The sequence below is a fragment of the Butyrivibrio sp. NC3005 genome (genome assembly GCF_000424545.1).
Lineage (GTDB): Bacteria > Bacillota > Clostridia > Lachnospirales > Lachnospiraceae > Butyrivibrio.
The window spans coordinates 23823-50751 of sequence record NZ_AUKC01000012.1; the positions used below are offsets into that span (position 1 = coordinate 23823).

The 26929-nt window shown below is 35.2% G+C and carries 20 protein-coding genes and 1 tRNA gene; 20 read left to right on the forward strand and 1 reads right to left on the reverse strand.

All coding sequences use genetic code 11. From position 1 onward, the window contains the following. Positions 1–12 precede the first annotated feature (12 nt). Genes G634_RS0103785 through G634_RS0103800 form a run of 4 tightly spaced genes read left to right on the forward strand, consistent with a single transcriptional unit; the run spans position 13 to position 2660 of the window. Positions 13–282: a hypothetical protein gene (locus G634_RS0103785; RefSeq protein ID WP_026504172.1), complete on the forward strand. Its 270-nt coding sequence runs from the start codon at positions 13–15 to the stop codon at positions 280–282. Between the two features lie 5 nt (positions 283–287). Further along, the gene (locus G634_RS0103790; protein WP_026504173.1) at positions 288–884 is read left to right on the forward strand and encodes an FHA domain-containing protein; all 597 of its coding nucleotides are present in this window, start codon (positions 288–290) and stop codon (positions 882–884) included. A 19-nt stretch (positions 885–903) separates the two neighbouring features. After that, positions 904–1983 carry a serine/threonine protein kinase gene (locus G634_RS20140; protein ID WP_051233664.1) on the forward strand — a complete coding sequence of 360 codons (1080 nt, stop codon included), beginning with the start codon at positions 904–906 and terminating at the stop codon, positions 1981–1983. A 14-nt stretch (positions 1984–1997) separates the two neighbouring features. Then, entirely contained in the window at positions 1998–2660 is a 663-nt protein-coding gene (locus tag G634_RS0103800) for an HAD family hydrolase (protein WP_051233665.1), read from the forward strand. A gap of 165 nt (positions 2661–2825) precedes the next feature. Here the strand turns inward: G634_RS0103800 and G634_RS0103805 are convergent. Beyond that, positions 2826–2909, reverse strand: a tRNA-Leu gene (locus tag G634_RS0103805). Between the two features lie 565 nt (positions 2910–3474). On the opposite strand from G634_RS0103805, the gene G634_RS0103815 reads away from it, so the two are divergent. The 16 genes from G634_RS0103815 (at position 3475) to G634_RS21855 (ending at position 26834) form a co-directional block, all read left to right on the forward strand. After that, entirely contained in the window at positions 3475–5244 is a 1770-nt protein-coding gene (locus G634_RS0103815) for an ammonium transporter (protein WP_026504175.1), read from the forward strand. An 894-nt stretch (positions 5245–6138) separates the two neighbouring features. Next, positions 6139–7221, forward strand: coding sequence for a 3-phosphoserine/phosphohydroxythreonine transaminase (serC, locus tag G634_RS0103820; protein WP_026504176.1), 1083 nt, complete (start codon positions 6139–6141; stop codon positions 7219–7221). Positions 7222–7242: 21 nt separating this feature from the next. Beyond that, positions 7243–8412 carry a phosphoglycerate dehydrogenase gene (locus G634_RS0103825; protein ID WP_026504177.1) on the forward strand — a complete coding sequence of 390 codons (1170 nt, stop codon included), beginning with the start codon at positions 7243–7245 and terminating at the stop codon, positions 8410–8412. A 16-nt stretch (positions 8413–8428) separates the two neighbouring features. Further along, positions 8429–9667, forward strand: coding sequence for a DUF1015 domain-containing protein (locus G634_RS0103830; protein WP_026504178.1), 1239 nt, complete (start codon positions 8429–8431; stop codon positions 9665–9667). 191 nt (positions 9668–9858) lie between these two features. Next, complete coding sequence (gene glgB, locus G634_RS17885; RefSeq protein WP_051233666.1) at positions 9859–12459, forward strand: 1,4-alpha-glucan branching enzyme; 2601 nt, start codon at positions 9859–9861, stop codon at positions 12457–12459. 329 nt (positions 12460–12788) lie between these two features. Beyond that, the gene (locus tag G634_RS21500; protein ID WP_242826759.1) at positions 12789–13073 is read left to right on the forward strand and encodes a 4Fe-4S binding protein; all 285 of its coding nucleotides are present in this window, start codon (positions 12789–12791) and stop codon (positions 13071–13073) included. 29 nt (positions 13074–13102) lie between these two features. Next, positions 13103–14746 carry a [Fe-Fe] hydrogenase large subunit C-terminal domain-containing protein gene (locus G634_RS17890; protein WP_242826760.1) on the forward strand — a complete coding sequence of 548 codons (1644 nt, stop codon included), beginning with the start codon at positions 13103–13105 and terminating at the stop codon, positions 14744–14746. A gap of 655 nt (positions 14747–15401) precedes the next feature. Next, positions 15402–16598 carry a mechanosensitive ion channel family protein gene (locus G634_RS0103845; protein ID WP_081676459.1) on the forward strand — a complete coding sequence of 399 codons (1197 nt, stop codon included), beginning with the start codon at positions 15402–15404 and terminating at the stop codon, positions 16596–16598. A gap of 780 nt (positions 16599–17378) precedes the next feature. Continuing rightward, positions 17379–19244, forward strand: a complete 1866-nt coding sequence (locus tag G634_RS17895; protein ID WP_051233667.1) for a DUF4422 domain-containing protein — start codon at positions 17379–17381, stop codon at positions 19242–19244. Positions 19245–19268: 24 nt separating this feature from the next. Next, entirely contained in the window at positions 19269–20558 is a 1290-nt protein-coding gene (locus G634_RS20145; protein WP_026504180.1) for a class I SAM-dependent methyltransferase, read from the forward strand. A gap of 6 nt (positions 20559–20564) precedes the next feature. After that, positions 20565–22589, forward strand: a complete 2025-nt coding sequence (locus tag G634_RS0103860) for a glycosyltransferase (RefSeq protein ID WP_035798812.1) — start codon at positions 20565–20567, stop codon at positions 22587–22589. A 159-nt stretch (positions 22590–22748) separates the two neighbouring features. Then, on the forward strand, positions 22749–22988 hold the full coding sequence (locus G634_RS20150; RefSeq protein ID WP_196805278.1) for a hypothetical protein: 240 nt from the start codon (positions 22749–22751) through the stop codon (positions 22986–22988). 2 nt (positions 22989–22990) lie between these two features. Continuing rightward, positions 22991–23350, forward strand: coding sequence for a transposase (locus G634_RS20155; RefSeq protein ID WP_026504183.1), 360 nt, complete (start codon positions 22991–22993; stop codon positions 23348–23350). Positions 23351–23405: 55 nt separating this feature from the next. Beyond that, complete coding sequence (locus G634_RS20160; protein ID WP_026504184.1) at positions 23406–23729, forward strand: hypothetical protein; 324 nt, start codon at positions 23406–23408, stop codon at positions 23727–23729. 188 nt (positions 23730–23917) lie between these two features. Further along, the gene (locus G634_RS0103880) at positions 23918–24697 is read left to right on the forward strand and encodes an ABC transporter permease (protein WP_026504185.1); all 780 of its coding nucleotides are present in this window, start codon (positions 23918–23920) and stop codon (positions 24695–24697) included. A 37-nt stretch (positions 24698–24734) separates the two neighbouring features. Then, the gene (locus tag G634_RS21855; protein WP_081676462.1) at positions 24735–26834 is read left to right on the forward strand and encodes an ATP-binding cassette domain-containing protein; all 2100 of its coding nucleotides are present in this window, start codon (positions 24735–24737) and stop codon (positions 26832–26834) included. Positions 26835–26929: the final 95 nt, after the last annotated feature.

A 26929-nucleotide genomic window follows, 5' to 3' on the forward strand; every position in this document is an offset into this window, starting at 1 on the left:
AAGGATAGAAAAATGAATAGTGAGAAAATATATGATCCTGAAAAATATGGAAAAACAGCTGATAAGATAGAAGAACTAGCTCTTATGCTAAGAAAAGAGACAGTGGATAAGCTTGAGGAAGCAGATGCCAAAGTAAGAGAAAACTGGAAATGTGATAATGCGTCGGCTTTTGCAACAAAATGTCAGATAATGCTAGACAAATTGAATGAAGATATTAAAGAATTAGAAGTACTAGCTTCTTTGATGCATGAAGAAGCAGATAAGCAGCGTGAAAGGAACTAAGGAACATGGAAGAAATCAGCTCTAATGTTTTTATAACAATAATAGCTATATTAGCAGTATTTATTATTGGACTCCTTGCCTATATAGCACTTAATGCTTTGAATCAGAGAAGAGCTGAAAAAGAAGCAAAAAAATTGTCAGAAGCAAGAAAAACTTTTGCCAATAATACATTAAATACCGTTAATAGTGTTAATGGTGTCAAGGCAGCAAATGATAGCGATAATGTTTTTGTTAGCTCTGAACATAAGACAGTGTTCGTAGATTTACCACATTATGATACAAGCGGAACAATGTTCCTTTTTCAAGGGCCATCAAGAATTAAACTTGTTGATAAAGACAGGCCTGATAAGGTCTTTGACTGTTCTTTATCTGAACCTGTTGAAGTGGGCTTTGACACATCATGCAAAGTTTGTGTAAACTATGATGAGACTGTTTCTAACAAGCATTGTAGAATTTATGTTTCAGGTGGCAAGACGTACGTTGAAAACCTTAGTCAGACAAATGTTGTAATTGTAAATGGTCAGAAAATTGATGAACCGATAGCTATTTTTTCGGGTACTGAAATAATACTTGGAAGAGTGAGATTATTGGCAAGTTTTTAATAGTTAAGGGAGGATTAACGTGGGGGATTTGCGTTGTCCGCATTGTTTGGAATTAATCCCTGAAAATGTCGAAAACTGCATTTTTTGTGGGAAAAAGATAAAAATGAAGAATCCTGATTTTACGTTGCCTATTGCAACAGTACTTCAGGACAGATATTATATCGGATGTGCTATTGGTCAGGGCGGATTCGGAATTACGTATTCAGCCTGTGATACACGTCTTGATAAGAAAGTTGCAATAAAAGAATATTATCCTGAAAGGCTTGTGCTTAGAAATCCTGATAAAAGTGGTGAGATTATGCTTATTGCTTATGACAAGGAGGATTTGTATGAATTAGAAAAGGCAAATTGTCTTCAGGAGGCGAGAACACTTGCAGATTTTGAAGGTGATGAAGGCGTAGTCAGAGTACAGGATATTTTTAGTCAGAATAAAACTGTATATATAGTCATGGAATTTTTGGAAGGAGTGACGCTTGAACAGTATAGAAAGCTCAATCCGGATATTTCTTTTGAGGAAATATATGTAATGTTAGAGCCTATTATGAAAGTGTTATCCAGAATTCATGAGCGTGGAATTATTCATCGTGATATAAGTCCGTCCAACATTATGATACAGCCAGATGGAAGTGCTAAGCTTCTTGATTTTGGTTCTGTTAGCCGTTATCCTTCATTTAAGGCTCATGGAGGAGCTCCACTTGCGATGGACACTAATCCGCCTGTTTTTACGAAGAAAATCGAGAAACTTCCTGCTTTACTTAAGCCAGGATATGCCGCTTATGAAGAATATGACAGATCAGTCGAAATAGGGCCATGGACAGATGTTTATTCTTTTTGTGCAATGATATATTACCTTTTGACTGGAAGTGTATTAGAACCGGCAGATAAGAGAAATGAAGAAACAGATCTTATGATAAGACAGCTTCTTTTGGAAAAGCTTAATAAAAGGCAGCAGCAAGTTATAATGAATGGAATAGAGCTTGATAAGGATAAACGAATTGGCAGTATGGAAGAACTTATGGAAGAACTTAAAAGCTCATGTGTGCTGGATTCTTCAAATGGAATACTATCTGTTTTGTCGGGATTGTTCACAAAAAAATGATTATTGGAGATTTTATGTCACAAGAAAAGGTTGTTGATGCAGTTATTTTTGATTTGGACGGAACAATAACTGATACTGAAAAATACTATAAAATTGCTTGGCCTAAGGCTTTGAATCATTTTGGGTATGAATGTGATGAAAATATTGCATTAGAGCTTAGATCCTTGGGAAGACCTTTTGCTCCTTTAAAATTCAAGGAATGGTTCGGAGAAAACTTCGATTATTATAAAGTTAGAGAATATCGTAAGGAAATTGTTGCAAATCTTATAAAAGAAGGTGGAATTCCTTTGAAAAAAGGGGCAGTGGAGATTCTTACTTGGCTTAGAGAAAATGGAATACTTACAGCACTTGCCACGGCTAATGATTATGAGCGCACTAAAGGGTATTTGGAAAAGCTTTCTTTATTTGACATGTTTGATAGAATAATCTGTGCCAATATGGTTGAAAAAGGAAAACCAGCACCAGATATATACAGCTATGCTTGCAAAGAGTTAGGCTTGTCACCAGATAGAACGTTTGCTGTCGAAGATTCACCCAATGGAGTTACATCGGCCTTTGAAGCGGGCTGCAAGGTAATCATGGTACCGGATTTGACAAAGCCTGATGAAGAACTTGAAAAGAAGTTATATAGATGTGTTGATGATTTAACTATAATTAAAGAGTTGTGTTTTAAGTAAAAACCCCCTTAAATGCGTAGTGTTTCAATAATAGCATAAACAAAAAACATATTACAATTATCAAGAACAAGAAAAGAAGGAACTTATTGTTATAATATAAGCTCCTTCTTATTATTTATATAGTAATAAAAAAGCTTGTTGATTCCTCAACAAGCTTTTTTTAGATGCCGGTGATGGGACTCGAACCCATACGCCATTGCTGACAACAGATTTTGAGTCTGTCTCGTCTGCCAATTCCGACACACCGGCATATATGTTTATTTCTGCCTTGGTTGTTCCCTGCGACAGCTATATCAATATATCATATCTATACTAAGTGTGCAATAGTTTTTTTGAAAAAAATCAAAAAAATTTTATTTTGTGAAAATTAAAAAAATATATTGACAAAGTCCAAGCAGGATAGTAGAATAACAAAACATAAGGACAAGGGCGTCTTAGAGATTATCTCTAAGACGCCTTTATTGTTTTATAGGGATTTTGAAAAACAATAGTTTATTCAGCTTGTCCTTTTTTACAAATAGTGCGTTAATCCCGGGTACGCATTCTTTGTATTTCTATAGGTTCTTGTTTTCATCAGGAAAATCAAGAACCGTACCAGACCAAAATTTGTCGTTAAGACAAATTTTGTCCTGCGAAGCAGGATTCTTGCAGATGATTATCCTAAATCTCAGTAAGAAGTCATATTTTTCTGAATAAAAAAGAGTTTGGGAAGAGACAAGTTCTCTAAAAAAAATAAAGTTAAAGCGGTGCAATGGGGCATCAAAACATTGGTTTTGAATCCTGTTGCACCGCTTTTTTCAGGAGGAAGAAAAGTATGAGTGAGGAAATTCTTAGCGCGGTTAATTCCAGCGTATTTGCGGTTTGGTTCTTGATAGGTGCAGCTCTTGTATTTTGGATGCAGGCTGGTTTTGCAATGTGCGAGGCTGGTTTCACAAGAGCCAAAAATACAGGTAATATCATAATGAAAAACTTGATGGATTTCTGTATTGGTACAGTTGTATTCATCATCATAGGTTTTGGACTTTTCCTTGGCGAAGATATGATGGGAATTATTGGTAAACCTGGATTTGATATTTTTACAAATTATTCAAATTTCGATTGGTCAAATTTTGTATTTAACTTAGTGTTCTGTGCAACAACTGCTACAATTGTATCTGGATCAATGGCTGAAAGAACAAAGTTTATTTCGTACTGTGTATACTCAGCAGTTATTTCAGCAGTGATTTATCCTATTGAAGCACATTGGACATGGGGCGGCGGTTGGCTTTCACAGATGGGATTCCACGATTTTGCCGGTTCTAACTGCATTCATATGGTGGGTGGTATCTCAGCTCTCATCGGAGCAGCTTTATTAGGACCTCGTATTGGTAAGTTTGAGAAAGATAAATCTGGAAAGGTAACAAAAGTTAATGCTTTCCCAGGACATAATCTTACAGCCGCAGCACTCGGCGTATTTATTCTCTGGCTTGGATGGTACGGGTTTAACGGAGCAGCTTGTAAATCAGTAGAACAGCTTGGTTCAGTATTTGTAACAACAACAATATCTCCAGCACTTGCAACAGTTACATGTATGATTTTTACATGGATAAAATATGGTAAGCCTGATGTTTCAATGTGTCTTAACGCATCTCTTGCCGGACTTGTTGCAATCACAGCACCTTGTGATGTAGCAGATGCCTTTGGATCAATTGTAATAGGTATTGTAGCTGGCCTTCTTGTTTGCTTTGGAGTATGGTTCCTTGACTATAAGCTTCATATTGATGATCCTGTAGGAGCTGTTGCAGTACATTGCTTAAATGGTATTTGGGGAACTCTTGCTGTAGGACTTTTTGCCACAAATACAGCTCCAGGATATTCTATCGCTGATTCTAAAGGAAAAGAAATGCTTGGTCTTTTCTACGGTGGCGGATTCAAGCTTTTGGGAATACAGTTTGTTGGAATGTTTAGTACAGCTGCATGGACAACAGTAAGTATTACAATCACATTCCTTGTTATTAAAGCAGTAATGGGACTTCGCGTTAGTGAAGAAGAAGAAATTCTTGGTCTTGATGCAACAGAGCATGGTCTTGCATCTGCTTATTCAGGATTTGCTATTATGGATGTTTCCAATACTTTGAACATGTCTATTAATGATAATACAGACCTCGGAGCTGATAGCTATGAAGAGGCTTCAGAAATACAGAAAAATGCCTCTGTAAAGGTTGTAACAACACCTATGCATACAGAGTCAGGCATTTACAAAGTTGTTATTGTTGCTAAGTTATCTCGTTACGACAAGCTCAGAAGAGCAATGAATGATCTTGGCGTAACCGGTATGACTGTAACCCAGGTAATGGGTTGTGGCATTCAGAAAGGCTCAGGCGAGATGTATCGTGGAGTTGAAATGGATGCCACACTTCTTCCTAAGATTAAACTTGAGGTGGTAGTGAGCACGATTCCGGTAGAGAATGTTATAGAAGCTGCTAAGAAAGCCCTTTACACAGGTCACATCGGAGATGGAAAGATATTCATCTATAGTCTTGATAATGTTGTAAAGATTCGCACAGGCGAAGAAGGAATTGCAGCACTCGCAGATGTCGAGTAAAGACTGATATAATTTATAACAAAAGTTAAACATCTACAAAAAATAAAAATGCTTTTACCAAATATTTATATGACTTCTTGTCACTTATAATCAGAAACTCGCATTTACTGCGAGTTTCGTGAGAACAAAAGCCAAGTGGCAAACTGGTCCAAGGCGAAGCCTTTTCAAATGGCCAGTTTGCGTAGTTTTTGGAACGTAGTGACAAAAATCTATACATAATGGTTTTAGACGCACAACTTCCTACCTGCGTTTAAAATACTAAATCCTTTTTTAGAAGTGCTGCTAGCAATCTGAGGCTCAGCACTTCTTTTTTTATAGAAATTCTGCTGACAGGGGAACATTTATTATTGCAAGAAGTCCGTATTATGGTTGTAAAAATACATTGAAAAAATAGAAATATGTTATTGTTAATGGGTATAAAAGATAGAATAAAAGAATGAAAATCAGAGTGAATTTAATCAATTTTGAAAAAATCAAAAACGATAAAGTGATATCTTATAAGAAGAAAACTACTTGGCATAAATCAATTTTAAAATTAAAAATACTTCCATGAAAAAATCAGAAAATCAAGTAAATATCGAATCCAACCATAGTATTCAATTGCGTAAATCTACCTTTAAATCAAAAAACAAAAGAAAAAACAAACGTAATAACGATAAAATAACGCTTGATAATTTAAGTTGTATGTGAGAAAATTAATTTTGAAGATTTCAAAAAAATAATTCTTTCGTGTTGACAAAAAAATAATATGCAGTAAAATGTATTTTAATACAACTGCTTTATCGAAGTGAACCGATAAAGAGGTGAAAAGATGCTGTTAAAAATATAAGAAAGCGAGCCTTGCTTTCTGTGTGATAAAGTGTAACAGATAAAAAAGGTGGAGGTATTTAAGTTATGGCTAGAGTCTATAATTTTTCAGCAGGTCCAGCAGTATTGCCAGAGGAAGTTTTGTTAGAAGCTCAGAGAGAATTACTCGATTATCATGGATGTGGAATGTCTGTTAACGAGATGAGTCACAGATCTAAGACATTTGATAATATCATTCAGACAGCAGAACAGGATATTAGAGATTTATATAATATTCCTGATAATTATAAGGTTTTGTTTCTGCAAGGGGGTGCTTACCAGCAATTTGCAGCTATTCCTATGAACCTTATGAAGAACAAGAAAGCTGGTTATATCGTAACCGGTCAGTGGGCTAAAAAGGCTTATCAGGAAGCAAAGATTTATGGAGAAAGTGTAAAACTTGCTTCTTCAGAAGATAAGACATTTACATATATTCCGGATTGTAGTAATCTTCCAATCACTGACGATATGGACTATGTATATATATGCAAAAACAATACAATTTACGGAACTCATTTCTCCAAACTTCCAAATACAAAGGGCAAAGACCTTGTAGCCGATGTATCTTCATGCTTTTTGTCTGAACCTGAAGATATCTCCAAATATGGAATAATCTATGGTGGAGTTCAGAAAAATGTAGGCCCTGCAGGACTTGTTATCTCCATTATTCGTGAAGATCTTATTAGAGATGATGTAATGCCATTTACACCTACGATGCTTAAGTTCAAAACACAGGCTGATAAAGGGTCACTGTTTAATACTCCTAACTGCTGGAGCATATACATGTGCGGCCTTGTATTCAAGTGGCTTAAGGCAAATGGCGGTCTTAAAGAGATGCAGGCAAGAAATCAGGAAAAGGCAAAGATTCTGTATGATTATCTTGACAACAGTAAGCTCTTTAGACCAACTGTTACAAATGTTGAAGACAGAAGTCTTATGAATGTTCCATTTGTTACCGATAGTGAAGAACTTAATGCAAAATTTGTTAAAGAGGCAGCGGAGAATGGACTTGTTTCTCTTAAGGGACATAGAACTGTAGGCGGAATGAGAGCATCTATCTATAACGCAATGCCTAAGGAAGGCGTAGAGAAGCTTGTTCAGTTCATGGATAAATTTGAAAAAGAAAACTGACCAATTATAAGGAGAAAAGGTATGTACAAATATAAATGCTTAAATCCAATTGCTAAGGTGGGACTTAACAATTTTTCTGATAATTTTACAGCAACTGACAATGTTGATGATGCAGATGGAATTCTTGTAAGAAGCGCAGTAATGAATGACATGGAATTTTCCGACAAGCTTCTTTGCATTGCAAGAGCAGGTGCGGGTGTTAATAACATTCCGCTTGATAGATGCGCTCGTCAGGGAATTGTAGTTTTCAATACTCCTGGAGCAAATGCAAATGGAGTTAAGGAAATGGTTATTGCAGCAATGCTTTTAGCATCCCGTGATATTATCGGAGGAGTAGAATGGGTTAAGGCTAATGCGAGAGATCCTGAGATTTCCAAACTTACCGAAAAGAGTAAGAAGAAATTTGCAGGCACAGAAATTGCAGGAAAAAAACTGGGAATAATCGGACTTGGAGCAATCGGTGTAAGAGTTGCAAATGCTGCTAAACTTCTTGGAATGGATGTTTATGGTTTTGATCCATATCTTTCTGTAGATGCAGCATGGAATCTTTCATCTGATGTTCATCATGTAACAAATGTAGATGATATCTATGCTAAATGTGATATTATCACAATCCATGTTCCTGCGCTTGATTCTACAAAGGGGATGATTAATGACGCAGCTATTGCCAAGATGAAGAAGGGTGTAATTATTTTGAATCTTGCAAGAGATATTCTTTGTGATGAGAATGCAGTCCTTTCTGGTATTAATTCTGGAAAGATACGTAAATATGTTACAGATTTTCCTAACAGTACAACAGCTGGTCATGACAATTGTATCGTTATTCCTCATCTTGGAGCATCAACTCAGGAGTCAGAGGATAACTGCGCAGTAAAAGCAGTAATGGAGATGATGGACTACCTCAATAATGGAAATATCAACAATTCAGTTAACTATCCTAAGGTTGATATGGGCGTATGTACTAAACCAAGAGTAGCTATTTTCCATGAAAATGTTGCAAACATGATTTCACAGTTTACTCAGGGAATTGGTGAACTTGGAATTAACATTAACACAATGGTTAATAAATCCAAGGGCGATATTGCATATACAATGCTTGATCTTGAGAGTGAAGTTGATGAAGGACTTGTAAAGAAACTTGAATCAATAGAGGGTGTTTTCCGAGTACGTGTAGTACGCGGTAATCTGTAAAGAAAAGGGAGTAAGTATGGCGATTGTAAGACCATTTAAGGCATATCGTCCGTCAGAAGAATATGCAAGTAAAGTTGCAGCACTTCCATATGATGTAGTAAGCAGTAAAGAGGCAAGAGCGGTTGTAGAAGACAATCCGCTCTCCTTTTTATCTATAGATAGAGCAGAAGTGAACTTTACCAAAGATACGGACATGTATGCCGATAAAGTATATCAAAAGGCAAGTGAGCTTTTGGAAAAAAGAATAAACGAAAAAGTATTCATACAGGATAAAAAAGACTGCCTGTATATTTATGAACAGACTTTTAGAAATCGCACACAGACAGGACTTGTATGTTTATGCTCAGTAAAAGACTATGAACAAAATGTTATAAAAAAGCATGAGAACACTCTTGCAAAGAAAGAACAAGATAGAATACGCCATATCGACACATGCAGTGCACAGACAGGACCTATTTTTCTTGGTTATAAACACGATGATCAGATAAGAAATTATATTTATTCTTTTAAGAAAGATAAAAATCTATTATATGATTTCACGTCTGGTGATGGAGTGGAAAATAAAGTCTACATAATTGATGATGAAAAAGCCTGTAAGAAAATATCAGAAATGTTCAGGAAAACTGGGGCTTTGTATATAGCAGATGGGCATCATAGATGTGCATCTGCAGTAAGAGTTGCAAATAAGCGAAGAAATAAAGATACGGAAGAAGTAATGGACAAAGAGTATGAGTATTTTCTTTCTGTCATTTTTCCTGATGATGAACTTATGATTATGGATTATAACCGAATCGTAAAGGATTTAAATGGCTATACCAAAGAAGAGTTTCTAAATCTTGTATCTCAAAGATACGAAATAGAGTTAATGGGTAAAGAACCCTATTCTCCGAAAGAAAAATATGAAGCTGGAATGTATCTTGGAGGCGAGTGGTACAAGATAAAGGCAAGAAAATGTTGTCAGAACAAAGACGCTGTTGATAACCTTGACGTAGCTATTTTGCAAAATGAAATACTCTCACCTATTCTGGGAATTGATGATCCTAAAAATGATTCGAGAATAGATTTCGTTGGAGGCATACGAGGTCTTAGAGAACTTGAGAAAAGATGCGAAAATGGTTTTGAAGTTGCTTTTGCAATGTTTCCAACAAGCATAGAGGAACTTTTCAACGTAGCAGATAATAAGAGGCTGATGCCTCCAAAGTCTACATGGTTTGAACCTAAACTTTTGAGCGGCTTATTTATTCATAAATTTTGAAAAAACTCGATAATTATATGATTTTATGTTAAAATATAGTCAATTATCCATTCTTGGGGTATTCATGGATAATTGGCTATATTTATGTTTTCAATAAAGGTAAGAATTAGTTAGTAGTAGTAGCATTGCCGCTTTTTAAGGCAAAGGCCTGTTAAAGCGACATTTAATGGAAAATAGGGAGGAGAACCACCTTGAATAATAAGCTTTACAAACTGATGAATTGGCCCGAAATTGAAGAAATAACATATTCGGACGGAAAAGATCCGCACCGCATTCTTGGTGCACATAAGGTTGAAAATTCACTGCTTATTCAAACTTTTAGACCTGAAGATACCAAGGTCAGCGTCATAGCAAAAGATGGAAAAGAATACGAAATGGAGATGACAGACGAATCCGGATTTTTCGCAGTTCTTGTTCCATATAAAAGTAACTTTTGCTATAGTTACAAAGCTGTTGATAAGCAGGGAAAAGAACATATTTTTCATGACCCTTATAATTTCAAATCACTGTTTACAAGAGAAGATGGAATCAAATTTAACAGTGGAATTCATGACGCGGTTTACAAAATCATGGGTTCGCACAGGATGGAAAGAGGCGACGTAAAAGGCGTTAATTTCGTAGTATGGGCGCCGGATGCGCAAAGAGTTTCTGTTATCGGAAATTTTAACGGATGGGATGGAAGAATCCACCAGATGCGTATGGTTGATGCAAGTGGAATCTTTGAGATTTTTATTCCTGAAGTTAATGTTGGTGATGAATATCAGTATGAAATAAAGACAAAGGGAAATGAAATCTTTGTTCGTCCTGATCCTTATGCATTTAGAATGAAAGATTATAGAAGCGAAGTTTCTATAGTTTCAGAGCTGGGAACAATTACCTGGGAAGATTCTTCCTGGCTTTCATTAAGGAAAAAATATAACAAAGAAGAAAGTGCTCTTTCTATATGTGAACTTTCACTTGATAACTTTGCTCAGACATGCATAGAAGAAGGCGAGAGTACCAATTATAGAAATCTTGCAAAAGAAGTTATTAAATTTGTGAAATCAAATGGATTTAACGCAGTTGAACTTCTTCCTGTATGTGAGCATGAACCTGAGCATAAATATGAAGTCTATAGCTTTTTTGCAATAAAAAGCGAATATGGTGAACTTGTTGATTTCATGGCATTTGTTAATGAAATGCACAAAGAGGGGATAAGAGTAATTCTCGACTGGACTCCAACATATTTTCCTAAGAGAAATGTTGGTTTATCATATTTTGATGGAAATCCTCTTTACGAGTATGGAAATGCGATGAAGGGAACTCAGCCTGGTACAGAAAGACTTATTTTTGATTACGGAAGACATCAGGTTACAAATTTTCTTATTGCTAATGCACTGTATTTTCTTAAGGAGTTCCATATTGATGGATTACGCCTTACAGATATTTCAAAAGTCTTGTATTTGGATTATGACAGAGCACCAGGAGAATGGACACCTAACATATATGGTGGTTATGAGAATTTGGAAGCTGAGGAATTTTTCAGGGATCTTACAAAGTTTGTTACAAAGGTTGATGACGGTATTCTTATGATTACAAAAGAAACTGCCTGCTGGCCCCATCTAACAGATGATGTAGATAACGGAGGACTGGGCTTTGACTATAAATGGAACAACGGATGGACAAGAGATTTTCTTGGATATATGCAGGTAGATCCTTTGTTTAGAGGACAGCATCATAATGAACTTACGTACTCCATGTTGTATTCGTATACAGAAAAGTTTATTTTGTCCTTGTCACACGAGGATGTTGGTGGATATACTTCATTGAAAAACATGATGCCGGGTGATGAGAATCAGAAGGAAGCAAATGTAAGGATGGCACTAGCGTATATGTATGTTCATCCCGGAAGAAAAATGCTCTACCATGGAATGGATAGCCTTTCTATGGAAAAAGGACTGCATCTTGAAAACTTTATGTATCATTTGAACATGATGTATTTTGAACATCCAGCTCTATATGAGCTTGATGATGTGGCAGCTGGTTTTGAATGGATTAATTCCATGGCAGCAGATTTGTGCATGATGTCGTTTGTTAGAAAGAGTAGTAAAAATGAAGAAGAACTCTTAGTAGTAGTGAATATGGCAGGAGTTGAGAGAGAACTTAGAGTAGGTGTGAATAATGATGGAAGATATCAGGAAATTTTAAATACAGATTCTGCTGATTTTGGTGGTAATGGTATAGTCAATGATCACAAGATTGAAGCTGAGCTTACACCAGCTGATGGCAGAAAATACTCTGTTGTATGCCATATGGCTCCATTGTCACTTGCTGTATTTGACTATATTCCTTATACAGAAAAAGAGAAGAAGATTCGTAAGATAAGAGAAGAAGCAATTGCAAGTAAGCTGAAAGAACAGGAAGAAAATAGACAGAATCTTTTATCGCAGCATGAGAAAGAAGAAGCAAGACTTCTTAAAGAACTCAAAGAAAAGTACGAGAGAGAACTTGCACAGCAGCAGAAAGCTATTGAAGAAAAGTATGAAAAAATAGAAGAAGAGAGAATCTTCGCAATAGTATCTGAAGATAGCCCTGAGGCTAAGAAGACAGTAAAAAAGACAAGTAAGAAGACTACAACTAAGCAAGCAGCTGCAAAAAAAGTAACGGCCAAGAAGACGGGAAAGACTTCTTCAAAGAAGGCTGCAGCGAAGAAAGAGCCAACTAAAAAGCTAGAAGTTACAGATACAAATAAAGCTGTTGAAGAAATAGTTCCAGGTGAAAATGCCCAGTCAGATACAAAGGGTGAAAACTAATTTTTTTTATTCTTTAGTGGCAACAAGATTAAAACTTTTTTCTAAGCTATATTAAATTTCTTAAATAAATGTGTGAAAAAAGCTCTATGGCGCGTAGAATATATGTGTCATAGAGCTTTTTGTAATACAAGACTAAAAGAAAATTGATGTTTATGCGCAAATCTAGTTGCCTTGTTTTTTTTATCAAAAAAGCTTATATCGATTCTTCCAAAAAAATAAGATTAATTCAAAATTAATCTTTTATAAATCCTATAAAAAGACGAAATAAATAATAATTAAAGCAATTATAAGATTTTTTCCTAAGATAGAGTTCTTTTTGGAGGTAATGTATGAGTGACGGTAATATATCCTCTCTTGTGTACACTGATGATAATTGTATTGGATGTAATAAATGTATTAATGCGTGCCCTGCTATGGGAGCATGTATGTCAGTGGAAGATGATGAAGGAAAAATCAGAAGAATAGAAGTTAATCCTGATTACTGTGTCTCATGTGGAGCGTGTATCGATGCCTGTAAACATGATGCCAGAAAATTTATGGATGATACAGAAAGATTTTTTGCCGATTTGAAAAAAGGTGAAAAATATCGCTTCTTATTGCTCCGGCATTTTTAGCCAATTATCCAAGAGAATATAGTTCTGTTTTGGGAGGTCTTAAAAAATGTGGAATTAATAGAATAATATCTATATCATTTGGTGCAGATATTTGTACATGGGGATATCTTAACTATATTTTAAAGTACAATTTTATAGGTGGAATTTCGCAACCATGTCCTGCTGTTGTCAGATATATAGAAAACTATACTCCAGAGCTTATTCCAAAACTCTTCCCAGTCCAATCACCGCTTATGTGTGGCGCAATCTATGTCCGAAAAGTTCTGGGACTTCAGGATAAACTTTGCTTCATATCTCCTTGTATCGCCAAGAAACTTGAAATTGATGATCCTAACAATAAAGGACTTGTTCAATACAATGTTACCTTCAACCATTTGATGAAATATGTGAAAGAACATAATATCACAGGACCAAGTGCTACAGATGAAATAGAATATGGTCTTGGTTCGATATATCCTACGCCTGGTGGACTAAAGGAAAATGTTCACTGGTTCCTTGGAGAAGACGTAGCAGTTCGTCAGATAGAAGGCGAAAAGAGAATGTATGAATGGCTTCAGGCAAATAAAGATCGTATTAAAGGAGGCAAGACTCCATTTACATTCATAGATGCACTTAATTGTGAAAACGGATGCATATGTGGTACTGCAGTTGACCCTAAGATGAGCAAAACAGACGATGCTTTGTATAATCTTTTGAAAATAAAAGAACAGTCAAAGAAAAATAAAAAAGGTGATGCATGGTCGAAACCAGATACTCCTCAGAAACGTTTCGCAAACTTTAATAAGCAGTTTAAAAATCTAAAGCTTGAAGATTATCTTCGTAAGTATACTGACAGGTCATCTACAGCTTCATATAAAGAACCAACCGAAGCACAAAGAGATGAGATTTTTAATTCCATGGGCAAAACTGCACAATGGTCTAGAACAATTGATTGTACTTGTTGTGGTTATGAGACTTGTAAAGAAATGGCAAGAGCAATATTTAACGGCTTTAATGTTAAAGAAAATTGTATTTATTATCAGAAAGAATTGGTACAACAGGAAGTTAATAGAGCAGAAAATCTAGCTAGGGAAGTTAAAAAGAGACACGAAAAAGAAGAAGCTGAAAGAGTAAGGCTTATAGAGGCGATAGAAGGAATAAATCGAGAATTTGATGATTTGAACTCTGCTATTGACATAATGATGAAAGGCAATGACTCTAATGCTAGAGATTCAGAGAGCATAGCAGGTAAGATATCAGGAGTAACAGAGTTTACTGAAGAACTAAAAGAATCAATGGAAGCTATTAGAGGACTTATTGACCAACTTGCTGTGGATAGCAATAAAGTCGTAAAGATTGCTAATAGCACAAATCTTCTTTCGCTTAATGCTTCAATTGAAGCTGCACGTGCAGGAGAAGCAGGAAAAGGTTTTGCTGTCGTTGCATCAGAAATAAGCGCACTTGCTGCAAACTCAAAAGAAACGGCAAGTAACAGTACTGCCAATCAGGTTAAGATAGATAGCGCAGTAGTGGATATAATCGGGAAATCTGAATTGTTGGCAGCAGGAATAAATGAAATTAATAACATGACTCAAAATCTAGTGGCTTCAACAGAAGAAATGTCTGCAAAGACAGAAAATATAAGGGAAATAATAAGAAAAGTTAAAGTGGTATTGGATGAACTTACAAGTTAACAATCTCGCATTTTTACAAATATGAGGAATTCGCTAATTTACTAAAGTAAATTGGTACTTCCTCATATTTGTTAGGGTCATAAAATCAAAGTATTATGCATGTAAACATACTTTTTTGTTTTATATAATCTGTTCTGATGTTTGTATATTTCGTCGCAGACACGCTTTCGCTTGATTATAAACGTAATGGTTCGTAATGCGCTAAAAAACAGCGCATAAGAACCAACGTTTATAAACAGTTCTGCTCATGAAATATTACAAACCATCAGAACTCATCTAATTAGTTCAAATAACAAAAAGGTATAAGATTTTGGAATAAAGTGACAAAAACCACGCAAACTGGCCATTTAAAAAGGTTTCGCCTTGGACCAGTTTGCCGCTTGACTTTTGTTCTCACGAAACTCGCAGTAAATGCGAGTTTCTGATGATATACGAAATGCTCCTTGACAAGTCAATCTCGCATTTCTACAAATATTCGGAATTCGCTAATTTACTAAAGTAAATTGCTACTTCCTCATATTTGTTAGGGTCATAAAATCAAAGTATTATGCATGTAAACATGCATATACTTTGACTTTTGACACCTATATCATCTATAATATCAAGGTCTTATATTTTTAAATTCTGATATTTTTTACAACTTTAGGGAGAGGAAATGGGAAATAACTTATTTTTTATTACGGGAGTATTACGGATTTTTTCTGGTGCGATTTCTTTAGCATCAACATCAGCCTCATCAGTATCTAACGCTACATCAACAGCAATGTCAAGTGCTTCATCAGCTGCCTCAACAGCAATGTCAAGTGCTTCATCAGCTGCCTCAACAGCAATATCAAGTGCTTCATCAGCTGCCTCAACAGCAATATCAAGTGCTTCATCAGTCGCTTCAACATCTATGTCAGATGCTGCTACAACAGCGACTACAACGATATCTAATGCTTCTACAGCAGCTACTACTGAGAGCGTAAGTATAGTGGAAGAACAGGTTGCTCAGACTTTATCCAATCTATCAGGAGAGAAAGTTGATACTGGAGTTTTAAGTCAGTTTTTTAGAAATTTTCCTCAAATGGCATTTGATTGGCTAGTTCATGTATTTATAGCACTTGTATTTGTTTTTATCTTCTGGAAATTAATTGATTTTGTTGCAAAAGGTTTTCGAAAATCAATGGAAAAAGCTAGAGTAGATGAAAGTATGATTCATTTTTTGTGTCTGCTTTTTACAGCAGGACTCAAAATGCTATTAGTATTCATCGTAGCAGCTCAGCTTGGAATCAATACTTCGAGTATTATTGCAATTCTTGGTTCAGCAGGTGTGGCTATCGGCCTTGCCGTTCAAGGAACACTTTCAAATCTTGCAGGTGGAATACTTATACTTTTGACTAAACCATTTAGGCTAGGTGATTACATTATAGAAGATACAAAAGGACATGAGGGTACAGTCCAGGAAATATCTCTTTTTACAACTAAACTGCGAACAGCAGATAATAGAATAATAATATTGCCAAATGGCGATTTGGCTAACACATCTCTTACTAATTCGACCAAAAACAAAATAAGATTACTGCAGGTAAGCGTAGACATATCCTATGACTCTGATATCAAGATTGCAAAAAGAGTTCTAGAAAAGACTATGGAGAACATGGACTTTACCCTTAAGGATAAAGAATGCCGCGTAGTAGTCGATAACCTTGGAGACAGCTCGATTAAACTGCTATTAAGATGTTATGTCGAGTCTGTTAATTACTTAAATGCAAGATGGGAATTAACAGAAAAGGCAAAGCTTACGCTTGACTCAGCTAATATCCAGATTCCATATCCTCAGCTGGATGTGCATTTGCGTAAGGATGAGTGATATAAGTGAATAAAAATAATAAGTAAACTTTAACAGAATATTGTGGATGAAAAGAGTAAGTGTGTATTCAAAAAGGTTCTTGACTTTCTAAATGGAAGCAAGAACCTTTTTGTGTAAGTGATTATCATAAATGAAAGCAAGCATCCTGCTTCGCAGGACAAAATTACTCTTGACGATAAATTTTGGTCTGGTACGGTTTTTGATTTTCTTGATGAAAACAAAAACCTGTGACTTCTTGCTGAGATATAGGATAATCATCAGCAAGCATCCTGCTTTGCAGGACAAAATTACTCTTGACGATAAATTTTGGTCTAGTACGGTTTTTGATTTTCTTGATGAAAACAAAAACCTATACCTTTTTGTTTTTTAAAATTTTAATGATTAATGTTGATATAAATAACATTTTTAAATGGGAATTTTTTATGAATCTAAAATTTATTATACTCTTGCAAAAACTTTTTATCAATACAAAATATCTTTAATATCGTACAAATATATTTGAATGCTTGAATTATATGGTTTTCAAGGTATGTCATTAAGCCCGATATTATGATACTATCGTGCATTTTTGTGCAATTTTTCTTGCTGATCTAAAATCTTAATCTATTTCACTACATAAATGTTGTTCTAAAAAACACTTTTTAGAACGATTTTTCTGACAAAAAGGTATAGTTTTTTGTTTTGGTTAAAAAACAAGATTATATCGAGTTTGTTCTATTAAGAATTATATTTGATGATTAGAAAAAACTTCAACTTCAAAGATTCATAAAGGATAATACTATGACTGATAACATCAAGATATACATCGCATATCACAAAAAGTGTAAGGTTATCCGTGGTGACTACCTTTATCCGATACAGGTTGGCGCAGCTAACAGTTCTGAGCATTTTGAAAATATGCTAAGAGATGATGATGGCGATAACATTTCAAGAAAAAATCGTAGCTATGGAGAAATGACAGCACAGTATTGGGCATGGAAAAATGATGATGCAGATTATTATGGATTTTTTCACTATAGACGATTTTTGTCATTCTCTGATAAAAAGTATCCAGTTAGTAGATTTGAAGAAGTTGAAGAAGAGTACCTTTCTGATAAAAATATCAAGAAGCTAAATTTTACTAAGGAACACATGAGAGAAATAATAAATAGCTATGACATTATTACTTCTTTTCCGGTGAGACTTAAGAACCTGCGTTTTAGCTTCAAGAACAATTATAAGCAGTATGTAGCTGCTAAATATCAGCATCACGAAGATATTGACCTTCTTCTTGAAATAATAAAAGAGAAAACTCCTCAGTATTATAAACAGGCACATAGGTACTTTTTTGATATACCATATGGCTACTTCTGCAATATGTTCATTATGAAAAAAGAACTGTTTCAAGAGTATTGCGAATGGGTATTCCCATTACTGGATGAATTTGAAAAAAGAAGAGATTATTCAAATTATTCAATAGATGGAGAACGGCTGTGTGGATACCTGGGAGAGCGACTTTTTGGAATATTCTATGAAAATAAAAAGAAAAGTCATAAGTATAAGACATTAGAGCTTCAGAGAGTATTATTTAAAAATGCTGAAGAAATAGAACATCCAGATATTAAAATAGGAAAAAATGATGTTCCAATAGTTATTGCGTCTAATGATTATTATGCTCCATATATTAGTACTTTACTTCTATCTATTGCTGATTATACAAATATTGATAGAAACTACAAGATATTTATTTTGACACATGATATGTCAAAAGATAATAAGATAAAAATAGAAGAAACTGTAAAAAATAAAGAAAATATAGCATTAGACTACATTGATCCATGGTATCTTCTTGATGGTTACGATTTATACACAAGAGGTCATTTTAGTGTAGAGACTTATTACAGATTGGTTCTTCCTGAATTGTTCAATACAGTAAAAAAACTAGTATATATAGATGTTGACATGATAGTTAAAGCAGATATTGCAGAACTTTATGACACGAATGTTGAAGGGTATCTGCTAGCAGCAGTTCATGATGCTGATACAGCGGGTCTTTATAACGGTTTCCAAACGGACAAAAAAGAGTATATGGATTCAAAAATGAAAATGAAGGATCCATACCAGTATTTTCAGGCTGGTACACTAGTCATGAATCTAGAACATTTTAGAAAGACATTTACTACCAAAGAAATCCTTGATTTCTCAGCATCACAGAAGTGGCAACTGCTTGACCAAGACATATTAAATGTATTGTGTGAAGGTAAAGTGAAATTTCTAGATATGTCATGGAATGTTATGTATGATTACGCAAGTATAAGATTAAAAGAAATAATAAGACTTGCACCAAGATGGCTTTATGACATGTATGTGGAAGCTAGAAAACATCCGAAGATTATACATTATGCAGGTCCAGAGAAACCATGGCTTTTCCCAGAAGCGGATTTTGCAGATGAGTATTGGAAGTATGCAAAAAGAACGCCATACTACGAGACGATGCTTTATAGAATGAGCAGTTATGCAAGTAATAAAGAGAAGGAAAATGAATACAACAGAAAAAATGAAGAGCGAAAAAGAAAACAAAACCCATTAATAAAGACTATTAGATGTTTAAGACTATATGGCATAAAACATACTGTTAATGAGATAAAACGAGAATTAGCGTATTAATGTAAATTATTTGAAGAGGTGAGAATGGAAAGATTAGATTTCGATAAGTCAACAAAATATAGTTCTATAGAGGCTTCTATACATTTGTGTAGATACTTAAATGCAAAAAACTATTGTAAGGATAAAAAGGTGTTAGATGTTGCTTGCGGAGAGGGATATGGGAGTGCCTTGATAAAAAATTGGGGAGCTGCAAAAGTTATTGGTGTAGATTGTTCTGAAGAAGCTATAAAAATGGCAAAGAAATATTTTAAGCAAAATAATGTTGAATATATTATTGCAGATGCATGCAAGTTGCCTTTTGAAGATGATAGTTTTGATCTCGTTGTGTCATTCGAAACTATCGAACATGTAGATGATGATATAGCCTATTTAAAGGAAATAAAAAGAGTAGCAAAAAAAGATGCGGTTATCATAATTTCATGTCCTAATGATCCATATTATTACAAAGATAGTGAATGTGATAATCCTTTTCATAAAAGAAAATATACTGCTTATGATTTCAAGAAAATTACCATTGAAGTATTGGGAGAGAATGTTCATTGGTCATATGGGTATGGGCTAAATGGTTTTATGAGTTTAGATGAAAGTGAGTGCACTCATCCTGAAATGAAGGATATAGATGAATTGAAAATGTTAGATATCCTTAATTTTATAGAAAGCAAAGAATGCTATAGAGTTAAGGCAGATAGATATTTAAACAATTGGAATACAAATTATTATGTTGGTGTTTGGAATGCTGATGTATATATGCCGCTTCCTGTCGTGTTTTTTCCAAGAGAAGTATTTATTAATCCAGAGGATCCTATTTTTGCAGATATAAATGAATGGAAAAGTGAGTATTATGAGAAACTTTCAGCTTGTAATGAGGTCTTGAAGCAAGAGGAAAATGCGTATTCTCCTAAAAAAATGGACAACAAGGCGAATCAAGAGATACAAGAATTAAAAAAATGCAATGACGAATTAAAAAAATGCAATGACGAATTAAAAAAACGCAATGACGAATTAAAAAAACGCAATGACGAATTAAAAAAACGCAATGATGAATTAAAAAAATGCAATGATGAATTAAAAAAGGAAAAGTACCAATTATTGAAAAAATTAAACGCAGAAAAGCTAAAGACAACAAGAACAGAGAATTTGTTGGAATTAGCTGATTTTGAGAAACAACGTTTGTGGAGTAGAATAGATCTTTTCGAAAAACGTCAGTTAGAGCTAGAGGATGTATCGAAAGAGTATGAAAGATACAAAAATAGCCATAGTTATAAAATAATGCAACCAATTCGTAGACTATATGATGTTATAAAAAGTGAGTGATTCATTATGAATAGAGATAAGCTTCAGAAAGGCTGGTTGGTAAAGGAACTTCCATATTATACGAGTGATTTTCACAGTTTTATCGGAGTTGAAAATATTAGAGATAGAGTTTCATTTGATAATATAGGTAAGGGCGGATGTAATCTTACGATTGCTGTTCTTTCGATGAATCGATCATATTTAACTATCAGACTAATGAATTCCATTAAGGAGAAAGTGACGGATTTTAGAGGAGAATTTCTTATTGGCGATAATGGCTCAGATAAGTCTGAACTAAATCAAGTGAAAAAAGCTATTGCGGATATGCCTTTTTCTTGCAGAATTATTGAGTTTGGAAAAAACTATGGAGTAGCGGGAGGCAGAAACAGATTATTCAAAGAAGTGCAGACAGACTGGATACTTAGTTTAGACAATGACATCTATTTTACAAGTAATCCACTAAAAAAAATCCAGAAAGATATTAATTTTCTTGGAGTTAAGTTTCTAGTAATGCCATTAAAAGATAAAAATGATAACAATGGTGGTTTATTCGGGGCAAATATCTATGTTGAAGATAAAAATAGTCGATGTGCCGTGGGATTAGGCACGGCCCTTCTTGCTAAAGATTTAGAAATGGATACCGAAGAAGAGCCGTTTCTATGTACTGCAGTACCAGGTACAGCAGTAGTAAATAAGCAAGCTTTTTTTGAAGTTGGTGGTTTTGATGAAGGGATGTTTGTTGGCTTCGAAGATACAGAATTTTCATTAAGAGTTTTTCAAAAGGGATATAAAGTTGGCTGTTGTGGAATGGTTTGTTTATATCATGATCACCCTAAGGCAGAAAAAAATGTAGATATAGATTATGAGAAAGAACGTTTTTCTAGGAAAAAACTGTATGAAGCAGCCACATATTTTGAAAATAAAACGGGTTTTACAGTATGGGATAATGCCGTGGCTCAATGGATAGATGAAAGAAGAAATGAGACGGGGATAGAAGAGACCAAAGATGATGTAATACTTGCCAAAACCAAGAAGAAAGTAATGTTAGTTATAGACAGAGATAGTTGGGCTCTTGATCATGTGGCAGATGAGATAATAGCTAATTTGTCTGATAAATATACCTTTGGTAGGATATATGGCACAGATATAGATAATGTTGCAGATGTTTTTATTCTTGCTAGAGATTATCAAATTATTCATTTTATGTGGAGGGGGCATTTGTCTAGTTATTGGGAGGATTACCCACAAAATAGAATTAAAAATCTTGGATATACCGAGGCTGAATTTCATAAAGAGTTTATTGATGGTAAAGTGATTTCTACAGAAGTATATGATCATTTATGTTTAGATGGAGAAGAAAAGCATATAACAGATAATTTATTCTTTAATGAAAACACATTATTAACAGATTATGCTGTTTCATCTAAGAAGATTTGGAAAATCTATAATGAAATGCCAGATATTAGAATAAAGCCATCAGCAGTAATTCCAGATGGAGTAAATCTATCAAAATTTTATCCTAAGAATTTGGAAAGATTTGAGCATATGAATAATAGAAAAATTGTATTTGGCTGGGTAGGTAATAGTAAATGGGTAGCTGGCGATATAAAGGGTATTTCTTCTATAATCAAACCTGCTATAGAACTACTTCAGAATCAAGGATATATGGTAGAGTTATTAACTTCAGATAGGCAGAATCAGCTTATTGCACATGATGATATGGTGGATTTTTATAGTCGAATTGATTGTTATATATGTGCTTCATCATGCGAAGGAACACCAAATCCGGTGTTGGAAGCAATGGCATGTGGTGTACCAGTTATTTCGACTGATGTAGGTATTGTGCCAGATGTATTTGGACCACTTCAGAAACAATTTATATTATCAAATCGTAGTTTTTCTTGTCTTGCAGACAAGATTAAAGAGTTGTTAGCAGATAAAAAAGATTTTATAGAACTGTCAAAAGAAAACCTTATACAGATTAAATCTTGGGACTGGAAGGAAAAAGTAAAGGCTTTTGATGAGTGGTTTGATAGTTTTGATAAAATTTAATTTTATTTGTGCTGTTATGAGATTCTGACAGGAGAGATATAACCTGATTCTATCAGATACTTTTTTGAACGTTTTCATTTGTCAGTTGTTCTCAAAGCATCCAATGCAAAGAAGTCGAAAGGCGTCAACCCGCTCCGAATTATGAGTTATGCCTTTGCTTTGGTTTTTAGAAACAAGTCTATGTATATGGACATGGTTCTTAGAAATAGCGAATTAGCTTTTGACAAGGATACATACTATCGTTTTATGAACAGCATCAGCATAAACTGGATTCGCTTCACAACACTACTTGCTGCCAACATCTGTAAGGAATCTATTACTCTTGATACATCTGAAAACAGAGTAATGCGCTTATCATTGATGACTCCACTTATTCAAGGAGTTGCTCCAAAAAGGTAGAAATGCTTGCAAAAATATATGATCATGCTAAAAATGTGTACATTTATGGATTCAGAATGCTTACTCTTGGGTGGACTGATGGAAATACATTTCTTCCGGTTAACCACATATTACTTTCATCATTAAGCAAATGCCAGGTCAATGGAAGCAAGCCTATTGATCACAGAAACAATGGTTACAAACGTAGAAGGCTTGTCCTCATGAAGGGAACAGATGCTATGATCGAACTTATCAAAGAAGCCAAAAAAGCAATGATTCCCGCTGACTATGTACTTTTTGACAGCGGGTTTGCTTCAACCAAAACACTCATCGCTGTACAGAAACTTGGCTATGAAGTTATTGCCATGATAAAGCGTTTCTGAAAAAATGACTTTCAATTATGAAGGGCAGAAGAACTCCCTCAAAGAAATATACAAAATGAACTGTAAGCGTCGTGGCAGGTCAAAGTATCTGCTTTCTGTTGTTGTAGGTGTTGAGAAAGATGGCACTGATATTCCTGCTAAAGTTGTATATGTCAGGAATCGTTCCAATCAGAAAGATTATCTTTGCCTAATATCAACAAACATAAACATAGATGAAGAAGAAATCATTCGTATTTACTCAAAACGCTGGCAGATAGAGGCTTTCTCAAACATAATGATTGAGGAATTTGATCTCGATGAAGAAAAAATATCTTCAGTGATAGACAAATTTGTATCTGCGCTTACACCATCCATGCAACGCCATCTTCAGGCAGCATGATTAGTACTTAATTGCCAATTTTTATTGAATTATCAAGGTTCAACCGCAATTTTGTAACTGCGAAGTTTCAGTATGTAACTCGTAGTCGGTTTAACAAATGCCTAATTTACTGGTTTTTTGTTAAACATCTACAAAAAAGAATAGAGAGAGGAATTGTTTGTTAGTAGTAATGGATTATTGGAGGCACAATGTTTACCGATATCAAGAACATCTGGCAATTCAGAGATATGATATTTGAATTAACGCACAGAGAACTTCGCGGCAAGTACAAGGGCTCTGTGCTTGGATTTTTGTGGACTTATATTAATCCTTTGATGCAGATTTTGGTGTATGCATTTGTATTTTCGCAGATATTTAGAAGCGGAATAGAGGCATTTCACCTGTATCTTATTGTGAGTATGTTTCCTTTTAATTTCTTTACAGGTGGAGTTATTCAGGGACTTGGAAGTATTAGGTATCAGGGAGATTTGGTCAAGAAGGTGTATTTTCCAAGGCAGATTTTGCCTATAGTATCCCTGACTGTTAACTTTGTGAATTTACTTATATCTTTCGCTATTATTTACAGTATTCTTCTTGTGTCAGGATGGGGGATTAACATTAGAGTTCAGGGGTGGCTTATTCTGGTGATGGCATGTGAGTATTTCTTTTCTCTTGGACTTGCGCTGATGCTGTCGGCTATAGAGGTGTACTTTAGAGATATTGAGCATATTGTGTCGGTGCTTATGATGATCTGGATGTATTTAACGCCTATGTTCTATAGTATCGAGGTTATTCCGGAGAAATTCCTGCCAGTGTTCTACTGTAATCCTATGCTATACATTATTGGTATGTATCAGCAGATTTTATATTACAAGAGGGTTCCGGATGTAATGTATCTGGGGAAGGCGGCTCTTTTTGCAGCTGGTGTTATGGCGATTGGAAGTGTAGTGTTCAAGGTGCTCGAGAAGAGGTTTGCAGAGGAGTTGTGAATATCTGCTAATTACATGAGGGGATATATCTGAAAATATGACGAGAGATGCGATTATAGAAGTTAAGGATGTATACAAGAACTTCCGAGTGTATTTTGATAAAGGAAGTATGCTTAAGGAGCAGTTTGTTAATCCTGGAAGGTCCAGGTACGAGGAAAGGGAGATTCTTAGAGGGATTTCTTTTAAGGTGTATCGGGGTGAGACTCTGGCTCTTATAGGGCAGAATGGGTGTGGTAAGTCTACTACGCTTAAGATGCTGACGAAGATTCTTTATCCTAATAAGGGATCTGTTACAGTCAATGGCAAGGTGTCTAGTCTTATTGAGCTTGGTGCTGGTTTCCATCCGGATATGAGCGGCAGGGAGAATATCTATATCAATGCATCGATTCTTGGTATCAAGAAGGAAGAGGTGGATAAGAGAATTGATGAGATTATTAGGTTCTCTGAGCTTGAGGAGTATATAGACAATCCGATCAGGACGTATTCATCTGGTATGTATATGCGTCTTGCTTTTTCTGTTGCTATAAATGTGGATGCAGATATTTTGCTGATTGATGAGATTTTAGCTGTTGGTGATCAGGCTTTTCAGGAGAAATGTATCAGGAAACTTGATGAACTGCGTGCTTCTGGAGTAACTGTTGTGTTGGTATCTCATTCTATGAATCAGATACAGGAGATAGCTGACAGGTGTATTTGGATTGAGAATGGGCAGATAAGGGAAGATGGAGATACAGCCTCAGTGTGCGAGCACTATGAAGAGGCTATGACTAGACGCAGGGAAGAAAGAGATGAGCTGGAAGAGTCTGAGAGGAAAAGGCAAGAGCTTGAGAGAAGCATATGTGATGTGAAGGTGTCAGGAAGCATATCAGATGATAATGCAGGGATTACTGATAGTAATCATAAGAAACTAAATAAAGAGAAAATTCGTAAGATAAAGAAGGCTCAAAGAGATAAGATGCTACAAGATAAGCGCAAGAAGCAGGAAGCTTTTTCTTCTAAGTGGAAGGGCGGAGGAATCCAGGGTAGATACCTTATTTCGGTAGTTATTATAATGCTTATGACTCTTTTGCCTGTTTGTGGTTATGTGTTTGTAATCGGCTGGGATAGTGTGCCGGAGGATGTAGCGTCTGTAACGGAGAGTTCTCTTTTAGTTAAGGTATTTGGGTATGGATTTTTGGCACTTGGAAGAGTGTCGATACCTATGATGTTGATGTTACTTGGGTTTAATTTACTTAATGATGATTTTAGTACTCGCACAAAGCGTGTTTCTTATTATCGTAAGGTGTTTTTGCCGGTTGCAATAGTGTGGGAAATTTGGGCGATTTTTTATCAGTTTTTTCTATATGTATGGAATGGACGAGGATTTAATCTCAGTGTTTGGATAAGGGAAGCGCTGCTTATTAAGTACATTGATGTTGGTAATTTGTGGATAATGAGATTTATACTGCTGTTTATGCTACTTACGCCTTATGTGGCACTTGTATTACAGTGGTTTAAAACTAGCATGTTGAGATTTCTTATGATTATTGGCTGGGTGTTTATTTTTCTTTTCCCGGGGCTTGATTATTACGGGCAGGCAAATGGGGGAGATAAGAGTTTTCCGCAATCTCTTGGAACGTTTTGTTATTTCTTTTTCTTTTGTCTGGGATTTCTCCTCTCAAGGTATATGCAGAGGGTGTTCAAGGGAAGCAAAGAGGTTGCATTTTTTATTATTTCTTTTGTGATGACGGTGTGGTCTCAGATTTTCTTTGATGCAAGGGGTGTGGGATATCTGATTAAGCCTACATTTTTCGGGGTGTCTTTAATGGCACTGTTTGGCTTTGATTTGCTGTTGAGGTTTAAGGTGGAGGATATGTTTCCTGTAATTGGGAGTTTTGTTAGAGAAGCTAATAAGTGTGTTATCGGTGTGTTCTTTATAGCTGGTGCTGTGCAGATGGTATTGTCAAGGTTTGTGTTCAAGGCATTTGGAGCGCAGGAAGGTAGTGGGGGAGTGATACTTTCTTTAGAGTGCCTTTTGATGTGGATAAGTGTAGTGGTATTGTCTTTTATTTTGGTGAAGCTTGTAAGAGCGGTAATGAAAAGTGCGCGGAAGGTTGAGAAATCTTCTGTCAGGGAAAGTTCTTATTTTGGAAAATGATTATAAAAAGTTTAAGTGATAGGCTCTTGTTTTCTAAATGAAGGCAGGAGTCTATTTTTCTTGCTTATAACGTTATCTGTCATGTTATAGTTATT